This window comes from Flavobacterium limi, from assembly GCF_010645075.1.
GTDB lineage: Bacteria > Bacteroidota > Bacteroidia > Flavobacteriales > Flavobacteriaceae > Flavobacterium > Flavobacterium limi.
Window position 1 is genome coordinate 1 of sequence record NZ_JAADZV010000010.1, and the last position, 12,507, is coordinate 12,507.

Sequence of the window (12,507 nt, forward strand, 5' to 3'; positions counted from 1 at the left end):
ATCAGGTGGTCACTTTGCTACGGAACGCGTGGTCAATTTACTCCGGAATTAGGTGGTCAAATTGACCGGTTTTTCCAGAATCAGCAAATCTTTTAGAAAATGAGATAAGTGAAATTCATATTGAATTAGATGAAGCTACGAGAAATACTTCTGGCAGTCCAAATATTCCAATGACAATTTTCAACAAAATAAAGAATACTGATATTTTCATCTGTGATTTAACAATTATAAATGAAGATTATGAAGGAAGGAAGGTTCCAAATCCGAATGTTTTAATCGAACTTGGACATGCCATTTCTTCTCTGGGATGGGAAAGGATTATTTTATTATACAATTTAAAGTTTGGTAAATTCCCCGAAGATTTGCCTTTTGACATAGATAGGCATAGAATTACAACATTCAAAATAGAAAACAAAAATGATAAATTTGGTAAAGGAGCGTTATCAAGAGTTCTTAAGGAATCAATCGAAGCCATATTAAAAAAATCTCCTCTAAAGCCATCACAAATAAAAAAAGAAACTTTAGAAGAAAAAAAAAGAAGAATGGATGTGGAAAATTTAAAATGGATTCTTGAATCATTACATATTCCCACTTTTGACACATTCATTAACGAATTTCCTGATTTAATTATTCATAAAATATTTGATTTTGAACTTAATTTTTCTTCAATTTTTGACAGCAGCTCCTTCCATTTATATGACAAGAAAATATTAAAACTCCTTAAAAATTATAAACTCTTATGGGAAAAATCTCTATCGTATTACAGGCACTATTATCCAATTCCTGGCACAAAAGTTTATAAATTTACTTCAACAACTGTACATGGAGACAAAATTAGGGATGCTGACCTTGATTATGAGACTCTAACCAAATTAGTTGTAGAACTAAAGAAAAGTTTTTCTACTCTATTAAAATATGTGCGAGAATACTATTTGGAAATTGATTTAAATGAAACAAGTGAAGTTGCCTTAAGAAACTATACCAACACAGTTGAACAATAAAACCTTTATTCGCTCGCATATTGATCTTAAATGCTGTGGAAGATGTATATGACTTCTTGTATTTTTTTGATATAAACACTTGATTCACAAATTTTTTAAAAAAAAGTCTTAAATATGAAACAAATACTATTAGAAATTTCAGATTATGAAGATTCAAAAACATTAAAACTTTTTGAAGAATTTGAGTCACTAAACAAGCAGGATTATTTAACAAAAGGGCAACTTTTAAAAATTCTTAATTGGAAGTCACCACGGCCTTTAAATCATTATAAGGCAAATACCGAAAGCGAAATAGAAGAGATCACGAAACTTGCATTTAGTACCGAAAATGATCTTTTGAAAATTCACATACTGACTGCATTAAAAGGTGTAAGCTTTCCTGCTGCTTCTGCAATTCTTATGTTTTATGATCCTACTAAATATCCTGTAATAGATATTAGAGTTTGGCGACAACTATATTATGCTAAAATGGTAGATACCAATGAACGTGGACAAAATTTTTCACTGAATGATTGTGCAAAATATTTTCAAGTTGTTCGAAAACTTGCAGATGAACTTAATATTACAGCGAGACAAGTCGAAAAACGTTTGTTCGATTATGATAAAGCGAATCAGATCGGTAATTTATATCGCTTACATGTTCCCAAAGTATTAACTACAAAATAAATTAATGAATTCTTTATTTATAAAAACACTTTCCTCCATTCCATTTTTAGTTGTCATTTTGTTAGTATTAAATTTGGCTAATATTGAAGATTTGACAATTTATAATATTGGATTTGTTTCGATATCTATGACTATCGCAACATTTTCAATTAGCTTTTCCCTTTTACAATATCAATTTTCGCCTTATAAAGCCTTACACCGATCAATGTCAAGAAGGCAATTAATTTTTTCTTATTTAACAATATTCATATCTCAAATTCCACTTTTCTGTCTTTTTTATAATTTAAAATATGTTCCATTAGCAGGATTAATCTGTATTCCAATTCTTAGTTACTTAATAATTTTATTAGTTGTCGTCGCAAATGAAGAAACCAATCCTATAATTTTAGTAAAGCGGAAAATCTCTACTAAAAAAATAAATCAATTTATTGAAAATTTCAATTTAGAAGATAAAAAACAAATAAAGGAAATATCTGAACTGGAATTTTCTAAACCAGATGAAACCCCAATGCACGATTATGGAGAAACTAATTTTAAGTTAATAAATATAGAGAACAATCCGTTTTCGCTGATTTACAATTCAATCTCTATAACAATCCAAAACAATGATATTGACAAATTTGCTGCATGTTTAAAGATGTACTTTGAAGCGGTAGATAATATTAAAAAAAATAAGATTTTAGAAAAATATGATTTAAGATATCGCATTGAAAAATTATTATGCATCTCATTTGAAAAGATTTGTTTTCAAGTATGTGCTAACGCTGAGCGAAAGGATTTCCAAAATATTCTTATCGGTACTTTATCTATTTATATAAAACGCAAAGCGTTGACAAATGAGCATACTGATAGTACTTCACGAAAATTTTTGACTATAATTTGTAAAAGTATTGAAACTCTATTAGAACATGACAACTACGATGATGCTATAATTATTATTTCGACTTTAAGACAACTATGTCAAAAAGGATTGTATAATTTACCAAAAGACGATTTGTTTTTTAATCACCGATTAACTCCAGCTCTCCGAAGTGTTTTTATAGCTACAGTGCTACGCAAACGTCTCCGACTTTGCGTAAATTTTTTATATTCCCACTAATTCAAAATTTCTAAAAGTCTCCCGACTTTAAATTTTTTTGTATGAAATTTATCTTTATGGAATATGGCTTAGGTACTTAAATATTGTTTTGATGGTTATAATCTTTTTTGGTTATTTTTGAAATTGATATTTTAATCATAACAAGCATTTATTTAACTTATGGATTATTGGTTACATAGAATTTCTTATTTAGCGGAATTGTCATATCCGTTATTGGATAAAGGTTTTTTAACAATTGGATTTTCTGATTTTTCTTTTGAAGAAATGATTGAAAGGACATTAAAAAAAGAATGGGACTATTTCAACAATCGTTTTACAGAAATTTGGGGCAATACACCAAGGACTCGTTATAATTTATGGTATTTTTTACGTTTTAAAAAAGGTGATATTGTAGTAGTTCCTACTTGGGGAGCATTTCATATTTGTGAAATTATAGATGATGGACCTCTACTGATAGAAAAGTCATTTTCAACTGATTTAAAAGCTTGGGGAAACAAGAAAGTTGTTTTGGATAATAATTTGTTAGCTCAGGAAAATGGTGATTCATATGATTTAGGATTTGCTCGCAAAATAAAAATTCTTTATAGAAACATTCCAAGAGATAAGTTCGCAGATTCGAAGCTAACCGCGCGAATGAAAATTAGACAAACTAATGCAAACATAAACGATATAAAAGGCAGTGTTATTAAAAGCATTGAAAACTTCCAATTAAACAAGCCAATTCATTTGCATTCTATATTAATTGATAAAACAGCTAGAATTATTTTAGACACAATTAAAACAGAACTAAATCCAGACAAATTCGAAAAACTTGTAAAGCTTTATTTTCAAAGTGCCGGAGCTAATCAGGTTTATATTCCCGCTAAAAATGAACGTGATAAGGAGGGTGATGCTGATATAGTAGCAGTATTTGAAAATTTAAAGCTAATAGTTTATACACAAGCTAAATTTCAAACAGGACAGATAAGTGAGTGGGGAACAAATCAAGTTTTAGAATATAAAACGAATAAGGATAGCGTTGATGATGGATATAATAAATTAGCTTGGGTTATAACTACTGCTGATACATTTAATGAAACAGCTTCAAATCTGGCGAAGCAAAATCAAATACAATTAATTAACGGTGTCGAGTTTTCAAAAATGCTTTTTAACAATGGGATAATCGCATTGAACAGAGATATTTAGCCCGCTCTCCGCTCTCCAAAGTGTTCCTAATGAAACGCTGTGCAAATGTCTTCGACTTTGCACAATTTTTTTGATGTTATTGTAAATTCAGAACCTCTAGAAGTCTCCCGACTTTAAATAACTGTTTTATGAAATTTGGTTTTATTGAGTAGAGTAATGTAACCAAATATTCTTTTAATGGTTTGTAATCTTTTTTGGCTATTTTTGATTAGATATAAAATGAAATGGATTTTGCCAATCATAAAGAACTTTGATTAATATTATGGAAATTGAAATTTATAAAATTATTCCGTTTGCGTTTTCATTGATCGCAATTACTATTTCAATTGCTACAATTTTTTTTACAAGACAAAATTTAAAAAGACAATTACGATTAGGCAAGCTTGAAGAAATTCTTGAGATACTTCAATTCTTGGATTCTTATTATAGAGGCTTATTCATGCTTTTTAAAGACACTGAAGAAAAAATTGAGCATATTCAAAACCAAAAAAAAATGCCCGCATATTTGGAAGAATTATCAAGGAATAAAGAAAGTTTTACAGAAATGTTCGATATGAAAACTTTGATAAATAAAGTTTCAAGACTAAATGTTTTATCGAAATCATATTTGCCAAACAAAAAAAATCTAAAAAGCAAAGCGCTCACGATTGCGGATGTATATTTTGCAATGTATTATCATGTGAAATCTGATGGAAATTTGCGTACAAAAAAGACATATACAATAATTCCAAAACCTATAGAAATGAAGTGTATTATTTCTGAATTAGAAGATCAAATAATTTTTGAAATGAAGTTAGGATATAAAAATATCGGTGGTAACGAACATTACAAATACTATAAAAATCAGTTTCAGAGAGATTTGTCTAATGCGGTCTCACTTGAAAAGGAAAAAAGAGAAAAAGAAAATTCGATTTCCGCTCTTTGATATGTTCCTAATAAAAAGCTAAGAGACTTTTCTGGCTTTGCACATTTTTTACTTATGTAAATTAAAAAACTTAGTAGATTTGTTTCTCAATATTCAATTGAAAAAATAGCCGCAAAATAAATCTATGCAAATTCCACAATCTCAATACCTGCCAATAGATAAACTGGCGTCAGTATTTTCAAGTACATCTGCTACTTACAAATTTTATTGGTTTTTAGCAATACTTGAACTGGTTGAAGAAGGAGGTATACATATTGCGAAAAGAAATATTTTCTCGCGGATGATAAGCAATTCGTGGTATACAGTAAATTATTTTCATATTTCTTTTGGTAAGCAGGATTTGATACAGGATGCAGTTAAGGCACTTATAAAAATTGAAAACCTTCAGATTAACGAAAACAAAAATATAATAAATGCTGTTTTAGATAATTCGGTTAATACAGAAACAATAAGGATATTAAAGCATTTCGATAAAAATGTACCGCATTGGTTTATTTCGTCTTGGTTTTCAGGCAATCGTAATGAAATTTATTCGCTTTCTCAAAATTTTGATTATGGATGTCTTTACCGTTTAGAAAAAGATGCCATAGAGATCAACCCAATCTGGATTTCCTATTTGCAATCTAATTCCAGGATATTAAAGGATTTTTGCTATTGGAATTTGTCACTTTTTCTTCAAAAAAGAAATCCAAATGTCCCGGACATTCCAAATAAGATCAGTAAAGCAATTACGAGAAATTCATTAGTTAAACAAACCAATGAATATTGGAAATTGGTATTTAATGAATTAGGTTCTGTTGACTGTATTTTTACCAACAACAAATTAGTTTTTGAAGAAAAGAAATATGCTTTGGATCATTTTGTACCTCACGCATTTGTTTCTCATGACCTAATTTGGAATTTAATCCCAATTGACAAAACCTTTAATTGTTCAAAAGGAGATAAACTTCCATCCGTACAAAAACATTTCGATAAATTTTATAACCTACAAAAAACAGCTTATGAAATTGTGAAAAGTTATAATTCCAATAATAGATACTTAGAAGATTATCTCACTATTTTCCCGGATATAGAAGATTGTGGATTTGATTATTTACGATATAAAGAAACTATTCAGCCTTTGATCACTATTGCAAGTAATAACGGATTTTCATATATGAAAGATTAATAGGTTTGTGTTTATGAACTAGTACATAAAAAAAGGCTCTCCGGAGCGTTCCAGTTATAAGCTACGCAAATATTCATACTTTGAGTAATTTTTTAGTGGTCTTATAAATATTATGCTTTATCATTTTTAAATTCGGGTTTTATTTTTTTTCACAGAAACATAAAGATTTAACTCCCGCATATAAATTAGGACTGTATTTGAAGATAATTGATATCCGGATTTTTGCAGTTCAGCTGTAATTCGCCTGGAGCCATACCGTTTTTTGGATGCTATAAATATCGATGTAATTTCTTCCTTAACCATCCTTTTCCATTGTTGTCGTTCGGAAACATATTCATATTTCCATTTATTATAGCTGTTTAAGCATACCCCCAGAGTTTTACACATGAGATAACTGGAGTGTTTTTGTTCATTTTCTGCTATATACTGAAAGATTTCTAGAGATCCTTTTTGAAGAGATTCCGCTGCTCCTTTAATAATTTCAAATTGTGTATTTAACTTTTTAATTTTTGTTTTAAGCTCAAAAATCTTTTTTTCATCAGTACTTAATTTGCCTTTTCCATAAACAGAAAAACTTTCCGGGCCATGTATTATAAAGATCCTGCGCCAATTACATAAGGAGTGGCTTGTGATGTTAAATTTTTGAGCTACTTCAGCTATAGTTCCTTTTTCGAAACTTAACAGGACAGCTTGCAATTTTAAATCTGGACTATAACTTTGTTTTTTTTCTTTCATAAGCTAAAGACTATCGTTTTTGAAAATTATTTTCTGCATTAAATTCCTCGATAGATTTATAATCGAGTGCTGAATGCCTTCTTTTTTTGTTATACCAGTTTTCTATGTAATCCTGTATCGCCATTCTCATTTCTGCTGGTGTCAATAATCTTGTCTGCATATATATCAGCTCTCTTTTCAGCGAATTAAAAAAACTTTCAGAAACAGCATTGTCAATACTGTCTGCTTTTCGGCTCATGCTTCGGACACATTTATATTGATCCAGAGTAGCTGTAAATAACTTGTTGGCATACTGTACTCCGCGGTCTGAATGAAAAATTAAACCATCTTTAATTTTGCGGTTTCTTACAGCCATTTTCCATGCGGGCAGGGTAGTGGTTTTAGTAGAGAGGGCAGAACCAATGTTCCAACCCACTACTTTTCGGTCATACAAATCGATAATCACAGTAAGGTACAAAAAACTTTTCTCAATCTGAATGTAGGTAATGTCCGAGACCCAAACCTTCGATGGCTTATTTGTTTTGAACTGCCTGTTCAGGATATTCGGCGAAGTATACAGATTATGCTTAGAATCGGTTGTTACTTTATATTTCTTTTTGACTTTGCTTTTAAGCCCCAGCTCTTTCATATAGAATGAAACCTGACCTTCAGAGATTAAAATTCCTTGTTTGAGCAGCTCTCTTGTTATTAGGATGCATCCGTAATGCTGATTAAATTCGTAAAATACGGAAGCTATTGTCTCTTTAAGCAGGCTGACACGGGCTTCACTTTTTGAAACAGGCTGTATCGTCCATAAATTGTAAGTTGAAGTTGAAGCACCTAAAACCTCGCACATAAGACCAATAGGATATTTTATCTTATTTTTATGGATAAAGTTATACAGGGCGTGTTTGCCTTGGGCCATAAATTGGATTCCTTTTTTCAATATTTCTAATCGTAACTGTGCTTCTGCAAGTTCTTTTTCCAATTCGAAAACCCGCTTGTCCTCATAGTAAATTCTTTTACCTCCTTTGCCCGGAAAACTTCCGTTCTTAAAAGTCCTATAGACAGTGCGCCACTTAGAAAGTAATTTTGGTGATATATTCAGTTCTTTAGAAGTTTCGTTAACGCTTTTCTTGATATAGCTTAATATCACAGCATTTGCTTTAAAATCTGGACTGTAGCTTATTTTTTCTGCCATATGAATACTATTTTAGATATCGCTATTAGAATATTCTAAATTACTTAAAATCATAAGTATAGATGTTATTGATCAGTTTAAAAATGTTTTAATTTTTTAGTAGCGATTAATTAGAAGTAGTAAACTTATTAGGCGAATGTCTATAAAATGATGTAATAGCCAGCCTATTTTTTTATCAATCTATTTTCATTGATTGATTATTTGTAAGAAATATATAATTATAATTTTTTTTCAATATGGATATTTTTCTTACATTTGAATTGTTTTACAGGGTGTAATTCTTTAATAGTAGTCATGAATAAAGGAAAGGACTTAAACTAGAAAAGGATAAAATCAGTGATATTAAAAATCCAAAAACAGATTTCATCTTAATTAATAATAAATTTTTTGTGGTACTGTGGGGGGCATCACAATAAACCCTTGGATCCCTAGAGATTCAAGGGTTTTTTTATGATTGCTCTGAACCAGCTCCCCGAAGTGTTCCTAATGAAACGCTACATTGCTGTGCGAATGTCTCAGACCCCTGCTCCCCGAAGTGTTCCTAATGAAGCGCTGTGCAAATTCCTTCGACTTTGCACATTTTTTTAATGTTCTTGTAAACTCAAACCTTGCTCACCTAAGTGTTTCCCCCAACTGGCGCTCGTTTGCAACGAGTGCCCCCGCTCTCCGAAGTGTATATAATGAAACGCTGTGCAAACGTCTTCGACTTTGCACAATTTTTTAGATGTTCTAGTAAAATCAAAACCCCTTAAAGTCTCCCGACTTTAAATAACTGTTTTTTGTAATTTGGTTTTATTGAACAGAGCAGGTAACCTAATATTATTTTGATAATTTGTAATCTTTTTTGGCTATTTTTGAGAAGATATAAAATGAAATGAAATTGTGTCAATTTATCTTAACAGGGAGTGATATGCGAAGGTTTGTTTCGGTTATATACAAGTTACCCTAATTAAAATATGATCTATGGAAGAATTAATTAAAATTACTGAAGACAAAATTCAAGATAGTATTAATGAGTTTACAAAGAGAAGAAGTAGAATGTTCAATGTCGTCAGGATGTTTAAATATCCACTAGTAGGTCTAACGGCAATTTCAACTATTGTTTTAGGGCTTGATTTAGGTAAAGAATGGATAACTAATCAAAAGAACATTGCACTAATAATAGGGGCCATCACTACAGGCTTGACAACTCTTATGACATTTTGGAATGTTGAAGAGTACTGGATTAAGAATAAGGTAATTGAACTTCAACTCCTGAGCTTACAAAACAAATTTCAATTTGAAAAAAAAGTAGGGCTAAATGAGATACGAATTAAGGAATTCTTTCGGCAATATCAAAATATCATAGGACAGCAGGAAGAATTATGGAAAACTACATTGGATGAACAAAAGGAAAGCAACAGCTAATAGTCCTCAGGCTGGCATTAGCGTCACGCTCGTGAAACGTTAGCAAAATCAATAAATTTTCTAAGTTAAGAAGATAGAACAACTCAATTTACTATTGATTATAAATATTTATTCACACATTCGTAAATAAATATTGTAGGTATTTGTCAAACATACCTAACCAAAGATTTTATATATGTGTGATGAAATCACATATACATAAGTTAGCAGAAATAAACATTAAATATACTCCAATGAAAAATACTTTTACAATTTTGTTCATTTTATCATTTTCACTAAGTTTCTCTCAAAAATATTTGGATGCTAATATAATCAAGATGAATAGTGATACAATTAACGCTACAATTGAAATAAGTACAAATATGTTTAACAAAAAGCTAATAGATGAAAGTAGTTTTTATAGAATGCTAATCCTTGTAGATAAAAATGGTGAAAAGAAAGAAAAAATAAAAGCTGCAGATGTAAAAGAGTTAAAGTTCACAGATTTTGATCAAAAACAGCAACTTTATGTAAATAATGGTAAAGCTTTAAAAAAAGTTGTTTACAATGGTGCAAAAATCAAGTGGTATTGGGATATTTCTCAAAACTTATATGACGGTTCAATACAACACTCCGAATATTTGGTTGACGATAAAGGTATAAAATATAAAATGGGACTTTTTAAAGGGAAGAAATCAACGCTCCTGGAAATTACAAAATCAAAACCGGAATTAGTTGCCGAAATAGAAAATACGGTACTTTCAAATGAAAATATGATGCATATTCTTGAAAAATATGAAAATCTACAATAAATACTCTCTCTTCGAAGTGTTCTGTTCTAATACTATGCAAATGTCTCCGACTTTGCGTAATTTTTTTATCATCTTGTAAATTCAAAACCCATCGCGAAGGTCTGCATAACGTTAGCGCAGAATTGTATTCTGTGCCCGCAAAGTAAAGCAAAATAAACATATAAATTGACCCTGCTCCCCTCGCTCCCGCACGAATCCTTTCGTGTGGCTTTTGAAACCAGATTTCTTAATGAAACGCTGTGAAAATGTCTTCGACTTTACACATTTTTTTAATGTTCTTGTAAATTCAAAACCTCCTAAAGTCTCCCGACTTTAAATAACCAACAGCTTATGTAATTACTTATTGAAAAGGGTAGAGGGAACTAAATATTCTTTGATGTTTTATACTTTTTTTGGTTATTTTTGAAAATATATAAACGTAACAAAAATTCGTGTACATACCCAATTTCGGGCAGATTGTCGCTATTTTGTACCGCATATAAATAAATTAGGTACAAGCTAATAAGGACTCTGAATAAAAGAATTTCCAAAATATCAAATGATGTTCAGGACAGAAATTCTGTTGCATGGAAAAAACTATGTGAATACATTGATCACGTTGCTGAAAATGGATCTGACGAGTTTGTCCCGAGAGAAGCTCTTGGAGATGAATTATTTGTTCAAATTTTCACTCTTCCCGAGTCAATCGCAAAACTTAAAAAAGTTAAGAAAATCGGACTTTATGGAAGTAATCTGAAGAGAATTCCGCCTGAAATTGGACAAATGGAATCGCTTGAGTTTTTCGACCCGTATACTTCTTATGACTTACATTGGTTTCCATTCGAGATTTATAAGTGTAAAAAACTAAAAGACAGTCGAATTAGCACGAGAGTACTGTATGGGAATTATAAAAACCGAATGGGATTTCCAAAACTTGACCATAACCCAGTTAGATATTATGGAGGCAATTTAAAATGTAGTGTCTGCGAAAAGAAGCTATCATATGAAACAACCAACCAAATGTGGATTACTGCAGATGTTGGAACTGATACAATACCAATGCTTGCTAATTTATGCTCAGAAGAATGTGAGCAGGAATTACCCATTCCGCCAAAAGATTATGTTGAGTTTCCACATAAAGGCGGAGCTGATTTAATACAGCCAGATATGGATGAGTTTGACTACATAAGAGCCAATCACCGAACTGTAACCCTGGAAGAAATCGAGTCTGGTAAAAAAGAAACTAAAAATGAAAAACCGAAACTTTTGCAGTTAATTAGAAAGATTTGGGAGAAAAAACCCGATCGCTCGGATTTGTAATCCGTGCCCGCAAACAAAGTCAATAAAATTTTGTTGCCAAAGTACATAGCATTTAAATATTACACTTTATTGTCTGTAATCTTTTTTAATTATTTTTGAGCTTTGTAAAACGAAGTAATATTTAGCCAATTTACTCGATAAGAACGGTATGCCAATGTTTAGCATTTGGGGAGTTTTTGATAAATTATTTAAACCACATAACTACTTATTAATAAGTATATTAACTCTAAAAAAAATAAAGACAATGAGACAAATAGTTTTCATCTTGGTATTTTTCACAACATTTAGCCATGCACAAATTATGGGCGATGTAGAAACAGATAATGATACTAGAAAATTAAGTGATGCACAGTTAAAAAATGCAATAGTATTACATGATAAAATGACTGCTAGTGAGGATTATATTGAATGGCAAAAATCATTTGATTATATATATTCAATTGCTAACAAAGATAGTAATCCTAAATCCTTTTTATATAATGTTGAGAACAGAAATGAAAAGAAAATTCAAGATTGGGTAACTATTAATATTCCTGCCAAAAAACAAAAAGAAGCTACAAAACTTCTTTTGAGAATTGTTTTTCTAGAGGACAAAATATTGGTTGATAACTCTGTTATAATAAATATATTAAAATATGAAGCAAGTTTTTCTCAGTGTGAGGAAATTGCAAAGCCTAACCTAAGAAAGAAATAATGTTATACTAAAAATCAACGTTTGACAAACCCCAACTGGGCGCTCGCTTCCCGCTCCCGCACGAATCCTTTCGTGTGTGTTTTGAAACCAGATTTTCCCGATCGCAGGTCTGTACAACGTTAGCGCAGAATTGTATTCTGTGCCCGCAAAGTGATGCAAACTAAGGGTAGAAATTGCCCTCACTAGCAAAGAGTTTTAGGATAAGCTCGCCCAGCCTCCAACCGGCCCTCGTTTGCAACGAGTGCCTGCTTAAATTGTTATCCCAAAAAGTAGCGTTTGCAACGCGGTTAAAACAATAATGATTTTATGGTAAATTATTATGGACTTTTTGGAGTGACCCATTCTTCTTTGTCAAAC

12 protein-coding genes are annotated in these 12,507 nt (G+C 31.0%); 10 read left to right on the forward strand and 2 right to left on the reverse strand.

What is annotated here, in order from left to right:
• The first annotated feature begins 170 nt into the window (after window positions 1-170).
• From GXM16_RS18275 to GXM16_RS18300, 6 genes are all read left to right on the forward strand, one after another.
• Window positions 171-1,001, forward strand: a complete 831-nt coding sequence (locus GXM16_RS18275) for a nucleotide-binding protein (protein WP_163395941.1) — start codon at window positions 171-173, stop codon at window positions 999-1,001.
• A gap of 114 nt (window positions 1,002-1,115) precedes the next feature.
• Entirely contained in the window at window positions 1,116-1,667 is a 552-nt protein-coding gene (locus GXM16_RS18280) for a hypothetical protein (RefSeq protein WP_163395942.1), read from the forward strand.
• A gap of 4 nt (window positions 1,668-1,671) precedes the next feature.
• The gene (locus tag GXM16_RS18285) at window positions 1,672-2,766 is read left to right on the forward strand and encodes a hypothetical protein (RefSeq protein ID WP_163395943.1); all 1,095 of its coding nucleotides are present in this window, start codon (window positions 1,672-1,674) and stop codon (window positions 2,764-2,766) included.
• A gap of 159 nt (window positions 2,767-2,925) precedes the next feature.
• Window positions 2,926-3,951 (forward strand): restriction endonuclease, encoded by a 1,026-nt coding sequence (locus GXM16_RS18290; protein ID WP_163395944.1) that lies wholly within the window; start codon window positions 2,926-2,928, stop codon window positions 3,949-3,951.
• Window positions 3,952-4,213: 262 nt separating this feature from the next.
• The gene (locus GXM16_RS18295) at window positions 4,214-4,876 is read left to right on the forward strand and encodes a hypothetical protein (RefSeq protein ID WP_163395945.1); all 663 of its coding nucleotides are present in this window, start codon (window positions 4,214-4,216) and stop codon (window positions 4,874-4,876) included.
• 124 nt (window positions 4,877-5,000) lie between these two features.
• The gene (locus GXM16_RS18300; RefSeq protein WP_163395946.1) at window positions 5,001-6,044 is read left to right on the forward strand and encodes an HNH endonuclease domain-containing protein; all 1,044 of its coding nucleotides are present in this window, start codon (window positions 5,001-5,003) and stop codon (window positions 6,042-6,044) included.
• Window positions 6,045-6,170: 126 nt separating this feature from the next.
• Here the strand turns inward: GXM16_RS18300 and GXM16_RS18305 are convergent, their stop codons facing one another.
• Window positions 6,171-6,779 carry an IS3 family transposase gene (locus GXM16_RS18305; RefSeq protein ID WP_163395947.1) on the reverse strand — a complete coding sequence of 203 codons (609 nt, stop codon included), beginning with the start codon at window positions 6,777-6,779 and terminating at the stop codon, window positions 6,171-6,173.
• Window positions 6,780-6,789: 10 nt separating this feature from the next.
• Complete coding sequence (locus GXM16_RS18310) at window positions 6,790-7,959, reverse strand: IS3 family transposase (protein WP_163395948.1); 1,170 nt, start codon at window positions 7,957-7,959, stop codon at window positions 6,790-6,792.
• 963 nt (window positions 7,960-8,922) lie between these two features.
• Here GXM16_RS18310 and GXM16_RS18315 point away from each other — a divergent pair.
• From GXM16_RS18315 to GXM16_RS18330, 4 genes are all read left to right on the forward strand, one after another.
• Window positions 8,923-9,366: an SLATT domain-containing protein gene (locus GXM16_RS18315; RefSeq protein ID WP_163395949.1), complete on the forward strand. Its 444-nt coding sequence runs from the start codon at window positions 8,923-8,925 to the stop codon at window positions 9,364-9,366.
• Window positions 9,367-9,599: 233 nt separating this feature from the next.
• Entirely contained in the window at window positions 9,600-10,157 is a 558-nt protein-coding gene (locus GXM16_RS18320) for a hypothetical protein (RefSeq protein WP_163395950.1), read from the forward strand.
• 762 nt (window positions 10,158-10,919) lie between these two features.
• A complete protein-coding gene (locus tag GXM16_RS22745; RefSeq protein WP_188726558.1) occupies window positions 10,920-11,456 on the forward strand; it encodes a hypothetical protein in 537 nt (178 codons plus the stop codon).
• Between the two features lie 244 nt (window positions 11,457-11,700).
• Window positions 11,701-12,150, forward strand: a complete 450-nt coding sequence (locus tag GXM16_RS18330) for a hypothetical protein (protein ID WP_163395951.1) — start codon at window positions 11,701-11,703, stop codon at window positions 12,148-12,150.
• The last annotated feature ends 357 nt before the right edge of the window (window positions 12,151-12,507 follow it).

Bases quoted from the DNA above. Each gene is read 5' to 3' on its own strand.
- GXM16_RS18275 (WP_163395941.1), top strand. From the start codon at position 171: ATGACAATTTTCAACAAAATAAAGAATACTGATATTTTCATCTGTGAT.
- GXM16_RS18280 (WP_163395942.1), top strand. From the start codon at position 1,116: ATGAAACAAATACTATTAGAAATTTCAGATTATGAAGATTCAAAAACA.
- GXM16_RS18285 (WP_163395943.1), top strand. From the start codon at position 1,672: ATGAATTCTTTATTTATAAAAACACTTTCCTCCATTCCATTTTTAGTT.
- GXM16_RS18290 (WP_163395944.1), top strand. From the start codon at position 2,926: ATGGATTATTGGTTACATAGAATTTCTTATTTAGCGGAATTGTCATAT.
- GXM16_RS18295 (WP_163395945.1), top strand. From the start codon at position 4,214: ATGGAAATTGAAATTTATAAAATTATTCCGTTTGCGTTTTCATTGATC.
- GXM16_RS18300 (WP_163395946.1), top strand. From the start codon at position 5,001: ATGCAAATTCCACAATCTCAATACCTGCCAATAGATAAACTGGCGTCA.
- GXM16_RS18305 (WP_163395947.1), bottom strand. From the start codon at position 6,779: ATGAAAGAAAAAAAACAAAGTTATAGTCCAGATTTAAAATTGCAAGCT.
- GXM16_RS18310 (WP_163395948.1), bottom strand. From the start codon at position 7,959: ATGGCAGAAAAAATAAGCTACAGTCCAGATTTTAAAGCAAATGCTGTG.
- GXM16_RS18315 (WP_163395949.1), top strand. From the start codon at position 8,923: ATGGAAGAATTAATTAAAATTACTGAAGACAAAATTCAAGATAGTATT.
- GXM16_RS18320 (WP_163395950.1), top strand. From the start codon at position 9,600: ATGAAAAATACTTTTACAATTTTGTTCATTTTATCATTTTCACTAAGT.
- GXM16_RS22745 (WP_188726558.1), top strand. From the start codon at position 10,920: ATGGAATCGCTTGAGTTTTTCGACCCGTATACTTCTTATGACTTACAT.
- GXM16_RS18330 (WP_163395951.1), top strand. From the start codon at position 11,701: ATGAGACAAATAGTTTTCATCTTGGTATTTTTCACAACATTTAGCCAT.